Raw genomic sequence first — 15118 nt, 5'->3', positions numbered from 1 at the left:
CACCACCACACCCCCTGAGGCCACCCAACGTGAATCCTTCAGAGCAGGGGCCGGTGCAGCCGGGACGGCCTGAGACCATCAAGGCCGTCCCGGTCCGCCACCCCGGACGCTGGGCCGGAGCCGTCGTCGTCGTCGTCCTCGCCGCGATGCTGCTCCACGCCCTGATCTTCAACCCCGCGTTCCAGTGGGACGTCGTCCGCGACACCATGCAGAACGACCAGATCATCCACGGCATCTGGGTGACCCTGGAACTCACCGTGCTGTCCATGCTGATGGGCGTGGTCGGCGGTGTGATCCTCGCGGTCATGCGGCTCTCGCCCAACCCGCTGCTGTCCGGGACGGCCTGGTTCTACATCTGGGTGTTCCGCGGCACCCCGGTCCTGGTCCAACTGGTGTTCTGGAACTTCCTGGGCGCCCTTTGGCCGAAGCTGTCGATCGGCATCCCGTTCGGGCCGGAGTTCTGGTCCGAGTCGACCAACACGCTGATCCCGACCTTCACCGCCGCGCTGCTCGGCCTCGGCCTCAACGAGGCCGCGTACATGGCGGAGATCGTCCGCGGCGGCATCCAGTCGGTGGACGAGGGGCAGAGCGAGGCCGCGCACGCACTCGGCATGAGCCGGGCGGCCACGCTGCGCCGGATCGTCCTGCCGCAGGCAATGCGGGTGATCATCCCGCCGACCGGCAACGAGACCATCTCGATGCTGAAGACCACCTCGCTGGTCCAGGTCATCTCGCTGTCCGAGCTGTTCACCGCCGGTCACGACATCTACTCGCGGACCTTCCAGACCATCCCGGTCCTGGTCGCGGTCAGCATCTACTACCTGATCATGACCTCGATCCTCACCGTCGGTCAGTACTACGTCGAGCGGCATTACGCTCGTGGTGCGAACCGGACGCTGCCGCCCACCCCGTTGCAGCGGCTGCGCGGCCTGTTCAAGGGCAAGCCGCTGCCGCCGCCGGGACCGCCGGTCATCACGGCCGGCGGACACGAACAGAGCGGCAGCGGTGGCGTGGGAGGTGGTCTGTGATGACCGACCTGAGCAAGGACCGCCGGGACACCGTCCCCGGCGAGCCCATGGTGAAGGCCGAGGGCGTGCACAAGTCCTACGGCCTGGTCGAGGTGCTCAAGGGCATCGAACTGGAGGTCAAGCAGAGCGAGGTGTTCTGCCTGGTCGGCCCGTCCGGCTCCGGCAAGTCGACCTTCCTGCGGTGCATCAACCACCTGGAGAAGATCAACGGCGGCCGCCTCTGGGTGGACGGCGAACTGGTCGGGTACCGGCAGAAGGGCGACAAGCTCTACGAGCTCAAGGACCGCGAGGTCGCGCTCAAGCGCCGGGACATCGGCATGGTCTTCCAGCGCTTCAACCTGTTCCCGCACATGACGGCCATCGAGAACGTCATGGAGGCCCCGGTCCAGGTCAAGCGGGAGAACAAGGCCGACGCCCGGGAGCGCGCGATGGCCCTGCTGGACCGGGTCGGGCTCGCCGAGAAGGCGAAGAGCTACCCGTCCCAGCTCTCCGGCGGCCAGCAGCAGCGGGTGGCGATCGCCCGCGCGCTGGCCATGAAGCCCAAGCTGATGCTCTTCGACGAGCCCACCTCGGCGCTCGACCCGGAGCTGGTCGGCGAGGTGCTGGACGTCATGCGCGGCCTCGCCGAGGAGGGCATGACGATGATCGTCGTCACCCACGAGATGGGCTTCGCCCGCGAGGTCGGCGACGCGCTGGTGTTCATGGACGGCGGTGTGGTGGTCGAGTCCGGCAACCCCCGCGAGGTCCTCACCAACCCCCAGCACGAGCGCACCCGGGCCTTCCTCTCCAAGGTCCTCTGAGCCGTACCGTCGGCGCCCGGCAGGCCGGTCCTGCCGGGCGCCGCCGTTTTCCCCCTCCGAGTAATAGGCTGGAAGCAGTCCGCCCGTTACCGAACCCCTCCGTTACCGAATCTCCTGGAAGGACCGCCGTGGAGCTCGCCTCCTACGCCGATCTCGCCGTTCGGCTGGTGAACACCGAGGAACCCGAGCGCGGCACCGACTCGCTGACCTCGGTGGACGCGGTGCGCGCGCTGTTCGCGGACTCCTCGCGGGCCGCCGCGCTGGCCGACGAGTCCGACCTGCCCCGGCTGCGGGCGGTGCGGACCAGGCTGCGCGGGGTCTTCGAGGCCGCCGCCGAGGGCGACGAGACCCGGGGCGTCGACCTGCTGAACAGCCTGCTGATGGAGTTCCCGGTCAGCCCGCTGGTCTCCGGGCACGACTACCTGGACGACGCCGGGCGGCCGCGCTGGCACCTGCACCTGGGCGACAACTCGCCGACCGCCACCGCCCACTTCAGCGCCGTCGCGTGCATGGGCCTGGCGGTGCACCTGACCGAGCTGGGCGCCGACCGGCTCGGCATCTGCCAGGCCGCGCCCTGCCGCAACGCCTACCTCGACACCTCGACCAACCGCTCGCGCCGCTACTGCTCGGACCGCTGCGCGACCCGCGCCAACGTCGCCGCGTACCGGGCCCGCAAGCGCCAGGAGGCGGAAGCCGCCGCAATGGGCAACAAGCTTTAGAGCTCCTCGGCCCAGACGCCCAGGCGGCGGGCCAGGCCCGGGACCCGGGCCAGCCGGGTGGTGAGCAGCAGCCGCTCCAGCCGGCGGCCCGGGGCCAGCCAGACCGGGTGCGGGCGCAGCCGCAGCAGGACCCGGCCGAGCACCAGTTCGTCCGGAACGGGACCGTAGCTGCGGCTGTCGCTGTCGACCGGCCGGTTGTCTGACAGCAGCCACCAGCCCTTCGGGCGGCGTTCGGCGGCGCGCTTCACCACCAGCAGGTCCTGCTGGAGCGGGTGGCGGAACACCACCACCGCGCCGGGCCGGATCGGCGCGCCGTAGCGGACCAGCAGCTGGTCGCCCTCGCGCAGGGTCGGGACCATCGACGGCCCCGCCACGTCGACCAGCCCGAACGGCAGCACGCCGCCCCGGGCGCTCCGCTCCGGCTCCGTCCTGCGTGTCACGACTCCTCCTCCCGGCCTGCCGGCTCCCAGTCTGCCGTACGGACCGTCACCTGCTCGATGTCCGGATTACCCCGGTTCCGGCTCCGCCTTTTGCCCTAGGCCCGCCGCCCGGCCGCGAAACCACGAGGGCGGAAGGGTAATCTCGGGCGCGGGAAGACGATCTAAGGAAGGACTCCCATGTTCTCTCGTCTGTTTGCACCGCGTGCCACCGCTCACGCCCACTGCGACCTGCCCTGCGGCGTGTACGACCCCGCCCAGGCCAAGCTTGAGGCCGAGTCGGTCAAGGCCACCCAGGAGAAGTACCAGGCCAACGAGGACCCGCACTTCCGCGCGCGAGCGATCATCATCAAGGAGCAGCGCGCCGAGGCCGTCAAGCACCACATCTCGGTGCTGTGGAGCGACTACTTCAAGGCCCCGCACTTCGAGAAGTACCCTCAGCTGCACCAGCTGATCAACGACACCCTGAAGGCCGCCTCGGCCGCCAAGGCGTCCACCGACCCGGCCACCGGCCAGGCTCTGCTGGACCTGATCGCCGAGGTCGACAAGATCTTCTGGGAGACCAAGCAGGCCTGAGCCTGACGCGTCGCCACCCGGCCGCCCCCGTCCGCCCGCCGGACGGGGGCGGTCGTGCGTTCACGGTCGATCCGGGTCGCGTAAGGGGTGCAGGGGCTGAGCGGCTGTTATGCTGCCAGAGCGGCCGAGGGAGAAGTCCGGTGTGAATCCGGCGCTGACCCGCAACGGTGAGCACGGCCCCGGAGAGCGCTCCGGAGCCGCGCCAGCCCGATCGCCCCCGGCCGCTGAACTCCCGACAACTCGCCGTGGACTGCGAGGGGATGGCGCCCGGGCCCGCGCCCTGCCGGCGTCCGCCCCGGCGCGCCCGCGGCCCGAGGCAAGGCACCCGGTCTTTGAGCAGCACAGCGCCCGCCACCGCGGCCCCGCCCCTCCCCCGGCGGCTGCCCGCCGTCCCGCTCGCCCTCGCCCTGGCGGCCGCGCTGCTGCTCTCGCTGGTCTGCGGGGCCGCGCTGGGTGCCACCGGGCTCGGCCTCCCCCGGGTACTGCGGCTGCTGGGCGCCGGACTGACGGGTGGTCGGCTGGAGGCGGCCGAGGCGGCCGGGTACGCGATCGTCTGGGAGATCCGGCTGCCGCGCACCGTCCTGGCCGCCGTGGTCGGCGCCGGGCTGGCCGCGACCGGCGTCGCCGTGCAGGCGCTGGTGCGCAACGCGCTGGCCGACCCGTTCGTGCTCGGCGTCTCCTCCGGCGCCGCGGTCGGCGCCAACGCCGTACTGCTGCTGGGCGCGTTCGCCTCGCTCGGGGTGTGGGCGATCTCCGTCTCGGCCTTCGGCTCGGCGCTGGTCGCCATGGTGCTGGTCTACCTCGCGGCCCGGACGGCGTACGGGCTCACCCCGCTGCGGCTGGTGCTCACCGGCACCGCGCTGTCCTACGGCTTCTCCGCCGCCACCGCGCTGATGGTCTTCGCCGCCGCCCGCGGCGAGGCCGCCCGGGACGCGATGATGTGGCTGCTCGGCAGCCTCGGCGGGGCCACCTGGGGATCCGTCCCGATCGCCGCCGCCACCGTGCTGGCCGGCCTGGCGTACCTGGTCTGCGCCGCCGGGCGGCTGGACGCGCTCGCCATGGGCGACGAGACCGCCACCACGCTCGGCGTGGACCCGGACCGGCTGCGCCGCGAGCTGTTCGTGGTGACCGCCGCCGTCACCGGCACGGTGGTCGCGGTCAGCGGGGCGATCGGCTTCGTCGGGCTGATGGTGCCGCACCTGGCCCGGATGCTGGTCGGGGCCGGGCACCGCCGGCTGCTGCTGGTCGCGCCGCTCGCCGGGGCACTGCTGCTGGTCTGGGTGGACATCGTCTCGCGCACCCTGCTGGCGCCCGCCGAACTGCCCGTCGGAGTGGTCACCGCGGTGCTCGGGGTGCCCTGCTTCCTGCTGCTGATGCGCCGTCGCGGCCACGCCTTCGGGGGTCGCTGATGAGTACGGGCCAGCACCTCGCCCTCGACGGCGTCTCGGTCGAACTGGCCGGCGCCCGGCTGGTGCACGAGGTCGCGCTGGAGGCCGCCGCCGGGCAGGTGGTCGGGCTGATCGGGCCCAACGGCAGCGGCAAGTCCACCCTGCTGCGCTGCGTCTACCGGGCGCTGCGGCCCGCCGCCGGGGCCGTCCGGCTGGACGGCGCGCGGTTGCACGCGCTGCCCGCGCGGGAGGCCGCCCGGCGGGTGGCCGCGCTGCCGCAGGAGCACACCGCCGAGTTCGACTTCACGGTGGCCGAGGTGGTCGCGATGGGACGGCTGCCGCACCGGCGCGGGCTTGGCGGACCGGGCGCGTGGGACGACGCGCACTGCGTCGGGGCGCTGCGCCGGGTCGGCGCCGAACACCTGGCCGGGCGGGGCTTCCTGAGCCTGTCCGGCGGTGAGAAGCAGCGGGTGCTGATCGCCCGCGCGCTGGCCCAGGAGCCGCGCCTGCTGGTGCTGGACGAGCCCACCAACCACCTGGACGTCGCGCACCAGCTGGAGGTCCTGGCGCTGGTCCGCGCGGCCGGCCCGACGGTGCTCACCGCGCTGCACGACCTCAACCTGGCGGCCGGCCACTGCGACCTGCTGTACGTGCTGCGGGCGGGCCGGATCGTCGCCTCCGGACCGCCCGCCGAGGTGCTCCGACCCGCCCTGCTGGCCGAGGTGTTCGGCGTCCGGGCCACCCCCGTCCGGCACCCGGTGACGGGCGCCGTCCACCTGCTCCTCGACCGCCTCCCCTGAAGGAAACCCGTGCGCACCAAGGCCGTTGCCGCCGCCACCCTGCTCGCCCTGACCCTCGCCGGCTGCGGCGCCGAGATCGCCCCCGGCGGCGAGGGCGCCACCGCCTCCGCCCACTACCCGGTGACCGTGGAGAACTGCGGCGGCAAGCTCACCGTCCGGCAGAAGCCCGCCCGGGCGGTGACCAACGACGTCGGCATCACCGAACTGATGCTCGCCCTCGGCCTCGAGGACCGGATGGCCGGCTACGTCATGCCCGACGACAAGGGGCAGGTCGACAAGGTGGCCTGGAAGGACGGCTACCAGCGGACGACCTGGCTCTCCAGGAAGCAGATCACCAAGGAGATCGTGCTGGACGCCCGGGCCGACCTGGTCTTCGCCGGCTGGCACTACGGCTTCAGCGAGGCGACCGGCTTCACCCCGCAGGCGCTCGCCGGGCTCGGCGTCGACTCGTACGTGCTCAGCGAGTCCTGCCGCAGCGGCAAGGGCCCCGAGCGCGGGGTGATGTCCCCGCTGGACGCGCTCTACACCGACCTGGCCAACCTCGGCGAGATCTTCGACGTCCGGGACCGCGCCGACCGGCTGATCGCCGACTTCCGGGCGCAGATCGCGGCCGTCCCGCAACCGGAGCACCGCCCGTCCGTCTTCCTGTACGACAGCGGCGAGGACAAGCCGTACACCGCCGGGCGGTTCGCCGCGCCCGAGGAGATCATCGCCAGGGCCGGCGGGCGCAACGTGATGGGCGACCTCGCGGACAGCTGGACCACCGTCGGCTGGGAGAGCGTGGTCCGGCGCGACCCCGAGGTGATCGTGATCAACAACTACGGGGAGACCGGTGCCGAGGCCAAGCGGCGCTTCCTGAAGTCCTTCCCGCCGCTGGCCGGGGTCTCCGCGATCAGGAACGACCGGATCTTCGTGCTGGACTACGTCGACCTGGTGGAGAGCCCGCGCAACCCGGCCGCGATCACCGCGCTGGCCGCCTACCTGCGCGGCTGATCCGGCACGGCCCTTTGGCTCACTCGCGCCGGGCGTACGCTCGGAGTACGAGCCGACGGAACCCGACCGGAGGAGCGAGACCATGACCACCACGGCGGCGCCGTCCGCCTTCGACACCCGCGCGCTGCGCGAGGGCATCGAGCGCAGCAACGCCGACGCCCTGCTGGCGCTGTACGCGGAGGACGCCGAACTGCGCATGGTCGATCACAAGACCCAGCCCAGCCACCCCCTGGTGATGCACGGGCGGGACGAGATCGGCGCCATGCTGAGCGACATCTACGGCCGCGAGATGACCCACAAGCTGGAGCAGGTGGTGGTCCAGGGCGATCACGTCGCCTTCATGGAGTCCTGTCTCTATCCGGACGGCGTCCGGGTGCTGATGACCTCGATGGCCGGCCTGAAGGACGGCCGGATCGTCGACCAGACCTCGATCCAGGCCTGGGACGAGACCGGGCCCGCCCAGTAGGCTCCTATCCATGATCCGCACCGCCGTTCCCACCGACGTCCCGCTCATCAACGCCATGATCCGCGAGCTCGCCGAGTACGAGAAGGCTCCGCAGGAGGCGGTCGGCACCGAGGCGCAGCTGCACGAGGCGCTGTTCGGCGCCGAGCCCGCGCTGTTCGGCCTGATCGCCGAGGACGACGCCACCGGCGAGCCGGTCGGCTTCGCCGTCTGGTTCCGCAACTACTCGACCTGGCGCGGCACCCACGGGATCTACCTGGAGGACCTGTACGTCCGCCCGGAGGCCCGGGGCGGCGGCCACGGCAAGGCCCTGCTGCTGGAGCTGGCGCGGATCGCCGTGGAGCGCGGCTACTCGCGGGTCGAGTGGTCGGTGCTCGACTGGAACCAGCCCTCGATCGACTTCTACAAGTCGCTCGGCGCGGTGGCGATGGACGAGTGGACCGTCCACCGGCTCACCGGTGACGCGCTCACCGCCGCCGGCACCCGCTGACGGCGGGCACCGGTCCGCTCCGACCCCTGCCACCCAGCGTCGCGATGGCTTACCATGAGTGACTCCCGGGCCAGGGTCGGAGCACGGAAAGCGGTAAGGTCTCAGGCGGATACGCGGCGTCCGGCCGCCCTGCGCAGGGTATGACCGGTACGTACCGCACCACCCCTCTGGACAGTTGGGGCGAAGCAGTTGAGCCAAGCAACAGACAGTGCCGCGGCCACCGGCCCGGAAGCACAGCGCGTCACCCAGGAGGTGAGGGTGTCCCAGATCGACGGCGAGCCCGGAGTCCAGGACTTCGTGGAGGTCCGACTGCCCGCGGCCGGGGCCTATCTCTCGGTCCTGCGAACCGCGACGGCCGGCCTGGCGGCTCGGCTGGACTTCACCCTCGACGAGATCGAGGACCTGCGGATCGCGGTGGACGAGGCCTGCGCCATCCTGCTCCAGCAGGCGGTGCCCGGCTCCGTCCTCTCCTGCGAGTTCCGTCTGGTCGGCGACTCGCTGAAGGTGACCGTCGCCGCCCCGACCACGGACGGGAAGGCGCCCGAGCGGGACACCTTCGCCTGGACGGTGCTCTCCGCACTGGCCGGCGAGGTGGACTCCTCGGTCGGCGCGGACAACACCGTGTCGATCAGCCTGCACAAGAAGCGCGGCGGCTCCACCGTCCACTAGGCGGGACGCCGAGCAGCAGCACCGTGCGAAAGGGCCGTCCGGCCGGTCCCCTACGGGGGGCCGGGCGGGCGGCGCCCGGTACCGCCCACCACGCGGTACGACCAACGAGACGATGCCGGGGCCGAGGGCCCCGGTGCTCCCGGAACGGAACGGGGGAATGGCCGTGAGTGATCTGGACCGTACCGGCCTCGCGACGGCGGGCCCTGCCGTACCGACCCAGGCGAGCGTTCCCGGCCTCGCCGCCACCGACGAAGCGCACCCGAAGGACGCCCACCGGATGAGCCACCCGACCGAGCCGACGTCTGATCCGTCGCCCGCCTCCGTGCCCCCGCCCGATCCGGCGGACCAGGCCGGGGACCTGCGCGGCGCGGTGCCCGCCCAGGGCCCGCACCGCTCGGGCGCGCCGGACCGGGAGGCGGCCCGCGCGCTGTTCGTCCGGCTGTCCGCGCTGCCCGAGGGCTCCCCGGAGCGCGTCGAGCTGCGCAACCAGCTGGTGCGGATGCACATCCCGCTGGTCGAGCACCTGGCCCGGCGGTTCCGCAACCGGGGCGAGCCGCTGGACGACCTGACCCAGGTCGCCACCATCGGCCTGATCAAGTCGGTGGACCGCTTCGACCACGAACGCGGGGTGGAGTTCTCCACCTACGCGACGCCGACCATCGTCGGCGAGATCAAGCGGCACTTCCGCGACAAGGGCTGGGCGGTCCGGGTGCCGCGCCGGCTCCAGGAGCTGCGGCTGTCGCTCACCACGGCGACCAGCGAGCTCTCCCAGCGGCACGGCCGCTCCCCCACGGTGCACGAGCTGGCGGAGCACCTGGGGATCTCCGAGGAGGACGTGCTGGAGGGCCTGGAGTCCGCCAACGCGTACTCCACGCTGTCCCTGGACGTCCCGGACAGCGACGACGAGTCGCCGGCCGTGGCGGACACCCTGGGGGCCACCGACGAGGCGCTGGAGGGCGTCGAGTACCGCGAGTCGCTCAAGCCGCTGCTCGCCCAACTGCCGCCCCGGGAGCAGAAGATCCTGGTGCTGCGGTTCTTCCGGAACATGACCCAGTCGCAGATCGCCGCCGAGGTGGGGATCTCCCAGATGCACGTCTCCCGGCTGCTGGCCCGGACGCTGGCCCAGCTGCGGGAGAAGCTCCTCGTGGAGGAGTAGAACTGACGGCCGCTCAGCGGCCCCGCGGGACCACCGGCGGCCCTGTGCGCTCAGCCCTCGTGCGGAGCGTAGAGGGCCGCCGTCGACTTCGGGTTCAGCAGGGCGCCGATGCCCACCAGGCCGAGCAGGATCACCAGTGCGCCGACGACGACCATCGCGCCGCCGCTCTGCACCATGTAGTAGCCGACCGGCAGGCAGATCGAGTTGGTCAGCACGCTCGGGCTGCGGCCCCAGCGGCGCCCCCTGAGCAGCGCCCGGGCGGCCAGCACCGGCAGCACGCCGAGCAGCACGATGACGACGCCGCCGAACTCGTTCAGGGCCAGCTGCTTGGACTGGCCGGACAGCGCGGACACCATGTCCCAGACGCCGACGACGGCCAGTGCGGCGCCCTCCAGGGCGGTGATGGCGGCGCCCACGGTCAGGGACACCGGGCGGGCGGGGCCGGCCGTGGGTACGGGTGCGGAGGATTCTGCGGTCACTCCAGCAGGGTAGCCGCCGCCCGCCGCGTACCGACCCGTAGGCTTTGCCCATGCGCGCTCTCCTGGTCGTGAACCAAAAGGCGACCACCACCAGTGGCCGCACCAGGGATGTGCTCATCCACGCCCTGCGCAGCGACCTCAAGCTGGACGTGGCCGAAACCAAGTACCGGGGCCACGCGCGCGACCTGGCCCGGGAGGCGACGGAGGACGGTTCGGTCGACCTGGTGGTGGCCCTGGGCGGCGACGGGACGGTCAACGAGGTGGTGAACGGGCTGCTGGCGCACGGCCCGGGCGAGAAGGTCCCGCGACTGGCCGTGGTGCCGGGCGGTTCGACCAATGTGTTCGCCCGCGCGCTGGGTCTGCCGAACGATCCGGTGGAGGCCACCGGGGCGCTGCTGGACGCGCTGGAGCGCGGGAGCGAGCGGCCGATCGGCCTGGGCAAGGCGATGACCGAGGGGCTGCCGGACCGCTGGTTCACCTTCACCGCCGGCCTGGGCTTCGACGCCGGGGTGGTCGGCCGGGTCGAGGAGCAGCGCCGGGCCGGGCGCAAGTCCACCCACGCCCTCTACGTCGGGCAGGCGCTACGGCACTACGTCACCCAGCGTGAGCAGCGCCGGTCCGGCCCGGTGACGCTGGAACTTCCGGGCCACCGGAGTGTGCCGGGGCTGGTGCTGTCGATAGTCAGCAACACCTCGCCCTGGACCTTCCTGGGCAACCGCCCGGTGTACCCCTCACCACTCGCCTCCTTCGACACGGACCTCGACGTCTTCGGGATCACCCGGATGACGGCGTTCGGCACGGCTCGAACGATCCGTCAGATCCTGCGGTCGCACGCACCTTCGAGTGACGGCACCCCGCCGGTCGGTCCGTCCGGCAAGCACGTCGTCTCCTATCACGACGTCAGACACTTCACCTTGGTTTCACAGGAACCCGCGCCGTTTCAGGTCGACGGGGACCATCTTGGAGACAGGAGTCGCGTCAGTTTCACAGGCGTACGGCGGGCACTGCGTGTGATTGTGTGACCGGAAGGGGGGTTCACCCTTCTTCTCGAACGCACAAGCCCCCTTCACTCCATAGAAGTACGGGCTGTGAGCTAGGCGACACCGAAGAATCAAAAATTCCTCCCTGAAGGGGGTTGTATCCGGGCCCGAGGTTTGCGAACCTCTACATGGCGATCGGGACACATCGCAGCGACGGCAACCTCAGCACCTGACGGAGGCCGACCGCGGAGTGTCCCTCGAATCGCCGAATCCCTCCCCAGCACAGACCACCCGGGCCCGGTGGGCCTTTGGTCTCTTTTGCTGTTGCGGGATTCGTGAAAGCGTTCACATTCACAAAGCCATCGATTATGCCGACCGGGCCACCCCCGCCGGCAGGAGGAGTTGGACGACCATGGACTGGCGCCACCGCGCTGTCTGCCGCGAAGAGGACCCGGAGCTGTTCTTCCCGATCGGGAACACCGGTCCTGCTCTGCTGCAGATCGAGGAAGCCAAGGCCGTGTGCCGCCGCTGTCCGGTCATGGAGCAGTGCCTGCAGTGGGCTCTTGAGACCGGCCAGGACGCCGGCGTCTGGGGCGGTATGAGCGAGGACGAGCGTCGCGCCATGAAGCGCCGTGCCGCCCGCAACCGCGCCCGCACCGCCTGATCACACGCCGTAGCACCAGCAGTAACCGCCGTACCGATCAACACATGATCAAAGGCTTCCCTGCACTTCCTGGTGAAGCCTTCCGCACAAAGGACCTTGTCCGACGAGGTTCCGCGACACCGGACCGTCCAGCCACTTGATACTGTTCACTTAGAGCAATATTGTGGAGCTGTGGCGCTCACCGTGTGCAACGCACCGGCGAGGTGTCGCACCACCCAGAGCCCCCGTTCCGGCCGACTCCCCCCGACGGCCGGAACGGGTTGAGAGGCCCTGTCGACCCACCCCCCCCGGTCGACAGGGCCTCGTTTCTGTTTCCCGGACTCTGTTTCCCGGACGGGTCAGGTGCCGGACGGCGCGTGGAGCGCGCGACCGGCGCTTCCGCCCGACACGCGCCCCCGTCACACTTCGTCACACCTCGGCCTGCGGCTCAGCGCACCGGGATCTCCAGGATCACCTTGGTGCCGCCGTCCGGACCGGCCACCATGTCGAAGGTGCCGCCCAGCTCACCGGTGGCCAGGGTGCGGACGATCTGCAGCCCGAGGTTGCCCGCCGTCTGCGGGTCGAACCCCTCCGGCATGCCCCGGCCGTCGTCCTGCACGGTGATCAGCAGGAACTCCTCCGGCCGGGCGCCGCCGTTCCAGCTGTCCGACCAGCCCGTCCCGGTGGCCGGGGCCCGCCCGCGCAGCGCGCTGACCTCCAGGTTCCCGGAGGCGGTCGGGCCGAAGGCGTGCTCCAGGGCGTTCTGCAGCAGTTCGGTGAGCACCATCGACAGCGGGGTGGCCACCTCGGCGGACAGGATGCCGAAGCTGCCGGTGCGGCGGGTCGCCACCCGGCCGTCCTGGGACAGCTCCATCACCATCGCCAGCACCCGGTCGGCGATCTCGTCGAAGGCCACCTGCTCGTCCAGGGCCTGGGAGAGCGTCTCGTGCACGATCGCGATCGAGCCGACCCGGCGGACCGCCTCGTCCAGCGCGGCCCGGCCGGCGTCCGACTCCATCCGGCGGGACTGCAGCCGCAGCAGGGCCGCGACGGTCTGCAGGTTGTTCTTCACCCGGTGGTGGATCTCCCGGATGGTGGCGTCCTTGGTCATCAGCTCGCGGTCGCGGCGGCGCAGCTCGGTGACGTCCCGGCAGAGCACCAGCGAACCGGTCAGCGTGCCCTTGGGCTTGAGCGGGATCGCCCGCAGGGTCACCACGCCGCCCTGGGCCTCCACCTCGGTCTGCCGGGGCGCCCAGCCGCTCGCCAGCTTCACCAGGGCCTCGTGCACGGCCGCGCGCGAGGGCGGGGCGAGCTCGGCGGTGGCGCGGCCGAGGTGGCTGCCGACCAGGTCGGCGGTGAGGCCGAGGCGGTGGTAGGCGGAGAGCGCGTTGGGGCTGGCGTAGGTGACGATGCCGTCCGCGTCCAGCCGGATCAGGCCGTCGCCGACCCGGGGGGCAGCGTCCATGTCGACCTGCTCGACGTCGGGGAAGGGGAAGCTGCCGGCGGCGATCATCTGGGCCAGGTCGGAGGCGCTCTGCAGATAGGTGAGCTCCAGCCGGCTGGGGGTGCGCACGGTCAGCAGGTTGGTGTTGCGGGCGATCACCCCGAGCACCCGGCCCTCGCGGCGGACCGGGATGGACTCGACCCGGACCGGGACCTCCTCGCGCCACTCCGGGTCGCCCTCGCGCACGATCCGCCCCTCGTCGAAGGCGGCGTCCAGCAGCGGCCGGCGGCCGCGCGGGACGAGGTGGCCGACCATGTCGTCCTGGTAGGAGGTGGGGCCGGTGTTGGGACGCATCTGGGCGACCGAGACGTAGCGGATGCCGTCCCAGGTGGGGATCCACAGCACGAGGTCGGCGAAGGAGAGGTCGGAGAGCAGCTGCCACTCCGAGACCAGCATGTGGAGCCATTCCACGTCAGCCCCGGTCAGGGTGGTGTGGCGGCGGACGAGTTCGTTCAACGAGGGCACATGGCGAGCGTAGCGCCGCAGGTCCGGGCGGGGCACGGCGGACCGCGGAGTGGGCGGCCACCGACCACCGGGAGTTGTTTAGACCAATTTTTGGAGAGGCCTGGACAATCGAGATTGGTCTAGTCCACAATGAAAGGGCACCAAGGAGAGGCCCACCGCGCAACTGCCCTGACCGCGCGAGGCCTTTCCTCGGTCGGACGCCGCCGAGCGAGGACCCCGCACAGTCCTCGATCGCCCCCGGTGCCCGACGACAGCTCCGGGCTGCGGTGCCGCACGGGTTGAGGGTCCCGTGTCGGCGCCGTGGCCCGTAGTGCTTTGTGCCACCAGAACCCCGTTCCGCCGCTCAACGAACCGGGCCCCCGTCCACAGCCTGTGGACGGGGGCCCGGTTCGCTTTGCGCCAGCAGCGTCAGTGGGTCTCGGTGACCTTGGCGAGGGCGCGCGGGGCGTCCGGGTCCTGGCCGCGGGCGATGGTGACCTCGTAGGCCAGCAGCTGGAGCGGCAGGATCTCCAGGATCGGCTGGACCTCCTCGGGCACGCCGGCCGGCAGCGCGAAGCCCGCGGAGGCGGCGTCCACCTGCGGCCGCTGGCCGATGACCACCAGGTCCGCGCCCCGGCCGCGCAGGCGGTCCAGCACCGGCTGGAGGGCCTCGCCGCCCTTGCCGTCCGGAACGATCGCGATGACCGGGGAGACGTTGTCCACCATGGCCAGCGGGCCGTGCAGCAGGTCGGCGCCGGAGAACGGGGAGGCCGGGATGTAGGTGGTCTCCATCAGCTTGAGCGCCGCCTCGCGGGCGGTCGGGTAGCCGTAGCCGCGCGAGGTGATGACCAGGCGCTGGGCGAAGCGGTAGCGCTCGGCCAGGGCCTTCACCTCGGCCTGGCGGGCCAGCACGCCGGCGGCCAGGGCCGGCAGCTCCTTGGCGGCCGAGCCGTCCCCGCCCCGCAGGCCCTCGATCAGCAGGTAGAGCGCCAGCAGCTCGGCGGTGTAGGTCTTGGTCGCGGGCAGCGCCTTCTCCGGGCCGGCCAGCACGTCGATGTGGAACTCGGAGACCTCGGCCAGCGGCGAGGCGGCGTTGTTGGTGACCGCGAGGGTGATCGCCCCGGCCTCCCGGGCGGCCTTGGTGGAGGCCACCAGGTCGGGCGAGCCGCCGGACTGGCTGACGGTGATCACCAGGACGTCGGTGAGGTCCGGCTTGGCGCCGTAGGCGGTGGTGGTGGACATCGAGGTCAGACCGGCCGGCTTGCCCAGCAGGATCTCGATCAGGTACTTGGCGTACAGCGCCGCGTTGTCGGACGTGCCGCGCGCGGTCAGCAGGACGAACCGCGGGTTGCGGGTGGCGATCTCGGCCGCGATCTCGCGGATCTTCGGGGCACCCTCGTCGAGGATGCGCTGGAGGACGGCCGGCTGCTCGGCCATCTCCGCCGCCATGATCCGGCCGGGGACGGAAACAGTCTGCGTGTCGGACATCTGGGTGTGCCTCCGATGAGATGGTTCGACCCCGTCCGGGCGGATTGCCCGACGGGGACCT

At 71.7% G+C, this 15118-nt stretch carries 17 protein-coding genes; 13 read left to right on the top strand and 4 right to left on the bottom strand.

What is annotated here, in order from left to right; genetic code table 11:
• Positions 1-53: 53 nt before the first annotated feature.
• From ABTY15_RS04395 to ABTY15_RS04385, 3 genes are all read left to right on the top strand, one after another.
• Complete coding sequence (locus ABTY15_RS04395; protein ID WP_350575793.1) at positions 54-1028, top strand: amino acid ABC transporter permease; 975 nt, start codon at positions 54-56, stop codon at positions 1026-1028.
• On the top strand, positions 1028-1828 hold the full coding sequence (locus tag ABTY15_RS04390) for an amino acid ABC transporter ATP-binding protein (RefSeq protein ID WP_502893419.1): 801 nt from the start codon (positions 1028-1030) through the stop codon (positions 1826-1828). Before ABTY15_RS04395 ends, ABTY15_RS04390 begins: the two co-directional genes overlap by 1 nt.
• A 128-nt stretch (positions 1829-1956) precedes the next feature.
• Positions 1957-2547 carry a CGNR zinc finger domain-containing protein gene (locus ABTY15_RS04385; protein ID WP_350575790.1) on the top strand — a complete coding sequence of 197 codons (591 nt, stop codon included), beginning with the start codon at positions 1957-1959 and terminating at the stop codon, positions 2545-2547.
• Here ABTY15_RS04385 and sodX read toward each other — a convergent pair.
• Positions 2544-2906: a nickel-type superoxide dismutase maturation protease gene (gene sodX / locus ABTY15_RS04380; protein WP_502893422.1), complete on the bottom strand. Its 363-nt coding sequence runs from the start codon at positions 2904-2906 to the stop codon at positions 2544-2546. The genes ABTY15_RS04385 and sodX overlap by 4 nt on opposite strands.
• 258 nt (positions 2907-3164) lie before the next feature.
• Here sodX and sodN point away from each other — a divergent pair, with 258 nt between their 5' ends.
• The 8 genes from sodN to ABTY15_RS04340 all read left to right on the top strand — a co-directional run bounded on the left by sodN (position 3165) and on the right by ABTY15_RS04340 (position 9519).
• The gene (gene sodN / locus ABTY15_RS04375) at positions 3165-3560 is read left to right on the top strand and encodes a superoxide dismutase, Ni (protein ID WP_045699892.1); all 396 of its coding nucleotides are present in this window, start codon (positions 3165-3167) and stop codon (positions 3558-3560) included.
• A 332-nt stretch (positions 3561-3892) separates the two neighbouring features.
• Positions 3893-4969, top strand: coding sequence for a FecCD family ABC transporter permease (locus ABTY15_RS04370; protein WP_350575784.1), 1077 nt, complete (start codon positions 3893-3895; stop codon positions 4967-4969).
• Positions 4969-5748 (top strand): ABC transporter ATP-binding protein, encoded by a 780-nt coding sequence (locus tag ABTY15_RS04365; protein WP_350575781.1) that lies wholly within the window; start codon positions 4969-4971, stop codon positions 5746-5748. Before ABTY15_RS04370 ends, ABTY15_RS04365 begins: the two co-directional genes overlap by 1 nt.
• A 9-nt stretch (positions 5749-5757) precedes the next feature.
• Complete coding sequence (locus tag ABTY15_RS04360) at positions 5758-6741, top strand: ABC transporter substrate-binding protein (protein WP_350575778.1); 984 nt, start codon at positions 5758-5760, stop codon at positions 6739-6741.
• An 82-nt stretch (positions 6742-6823) separates the two neighbouring features.
• Entirely contained in the window at positions 6824-7207 is a 384-nt protein-coding gene (locus ABTY15_RS04355; RefSeq protein ID WP_350575775.1) for a nuclear transport factor 2 family protein, read from the top strand.
• Between the two features lie 10 nt (positions 7208-7217).
• Entirely contained in the window at positions 7218-7694 is a 477-nt protein-coding gene (locus tag ABTY15_RS04350; RefSeq protein ID WP_350575772.1) for a GNAT family N-acetyltransferase, read from the top strand.
• Positions 7695-7952: 258 nt separating this feature from the next.
• On the top strand, positions 7953-8363 hold the full coding sequence (locus ABTY15_RS04345; protein ID WP_350575769.1) for an ATP-binding protein: 411 nt from the start codon (positions 7953-7955) through the stop codon (positions 8361-8363).
• A 163-nt stretch (positions 8364-8526) separates the two neighbouring features.
• Positions 8527-9519 carry an RNA polymerase sigma factor SigF gene (locus ABTY15_RS04340; protein WP_502893418.1) on the top strand — a complete coding sequence of 331 codons (993 nt, stop codon included), beginning with the start codon at positions 8527-8529 and terminating at the stop codon, positions 9517-9519.
• Positions 9520-9569: 50 nt separating this feature from the next.
• Here the strand turns inward: ABTY15_RS04340 and ABTY15_RS04335 are convergent, their stop codons facing one another.
• Entirely contained in the window at positions 9570-9998 is a 429-nt protein-coding gene (locus tag ABTY15_RS04335) for a hypothetical protein (RefSeq protein ID WP_350575763.1), read from the bottom strand.
• A 50-nt stretch (positions 9999-10048) separates the two neighbouring features.
• Here ABTY15_RS04335 and ABTY15_RS04330 point away from each other — a divergent pair, with 50 nt between their 5' ends.
• Together ABTY15_RS04330 and ABTY15_RS04325 are read left to right on the top strand one after the other, a co-directional pair.
• Positions 10049-11020, top strand: a complete 972-nt coding sequence (locus ABTY15_RS04330; RefSeq protein WP_350575761.1) for a diacylglycerol/lipid kinase family protein — start codon at positions 10049-10051, stop codon at positions 11018-11020.
• Positions 11021-11390: 370 nt separating this feature from the next.
• Entirely contained in the window at positions 11391-11642 is a 252-nt protein-coding gene (locus ABTY15_RS04325; protein ID WP_014138019.1) for a WhiB family transcriptional regulator, read from the top strand.
• Between the two features lie 427 nt (positions 11643-12069).
• Here the strand turns inward: ABTY15_RS04325 and ABTY15_RS04320 are convergent, their stop codons facing one another.
• Together ABTY15_RS04320 and ABTY15_RS04315 are read right to left on the bottom strand one after the other, a co-directional pair.
• The gene (locus ABTY15_RS04320; RefSeq protein WP_350576145.1) at positions 12070-13581 is read right to left on the bottom strand and encodes a sensor histidine kinase; all 1512 of its coding nucleotides are present in this window, start codon (positions 13579-13581) and stop codon (positions 12070-12072) included.
• Positions 13582-13998: 417 nt separating this feature from the next.
• Complete coding sequence (locus ABTY15_RS04315; RefSeq protein WP_350575758.1) at positions 13999-15057, bottom strand: SIS domain-containing protein; 1059 nt, start codon at positions 15055-15057, stop codon at positions 13999-14001.
• Between the last annotated feature and the right edge of the window lie 61 nt (positions 15058-15118).

The organism is Kitasatospora sp. NPDC097643 (assembly GCF_040302625.1).
GTDB lineage: Bacteria > Actinomycetota > Actinomycetes > Streptomycetales > Streptomycetaceae > Kitasatospora.
The sequence above is the reverse complement of the archived record's forward strand: the minus strand, read 5'-3'. Positions and strand labels throughout refer to the sequence as shown.

Bases quoted from the DNA above. Each gene is read 5' to 3' on its own strand.
- ABTY15_RS04355 (WP_350575775.1), top strand. From the start codon at position 6,824: ATGACCACCACGGCGGCGCCGTCCGCCTTCGACACCCGCGCGCTGCGC.
- sodN (WP_045699892.1), top strand. From the start codon at position 3,165: ATGTTCTCTCGTCTGTTTGCACCGCGTGCCACCGCTCACGCCCACTGC.
- ABTY15_RS04330 (WP_350575761.1), top strand. From the start codon at position 10,049: ATGCGCGCTCTCCTGGTCGTGAACCAAAAGGCGACCACCACCAGTGGC.
- sodX (WP_502893422.1), bottom strand. From the start codon at position 2,906: ATGGTCCCGACCCTGCGCGAGGGCGACCAGCTGCTGGTCCGCTACGGC.
- ABTY15_RS04325 (WP_014138019.1), top strand. From the start codon at position 11,391: ATGGACTGGCGCCACCGCGCTGTCTGCCGCGAAGAGGACCCGGAGCTG.
- ABTY15_RS04350 (WP_350575772.1), top strand. From the start codon at position 7,218: ATGATCCGCACCGCCGTTCCCACCGACGTCCCGCTCATCAACGCCATG.
- ABTY15_RS04390 (WP_502893419.1), top strand. From the start codon at position 1,028: ATGACCGACCTGAGCAAGGACCGCCGGGACACCGTCCCCGGCGAGCCC.
- ABTY15_RS04315 (WP_350575758.1), bottom strand. From the start codon at position 15,057: ATGTCCGACACGCAGACTGTTTCCGTCCCCGGCCGGATCATGGCGGCG.
- ABTY15_RS04365 (WP_350575781.1), top strand. From the start codon at position 4,969: ATGAGTACGGGCCAGCACCTCGCCCTCGACGGCGTCTCGGTCGAACTG.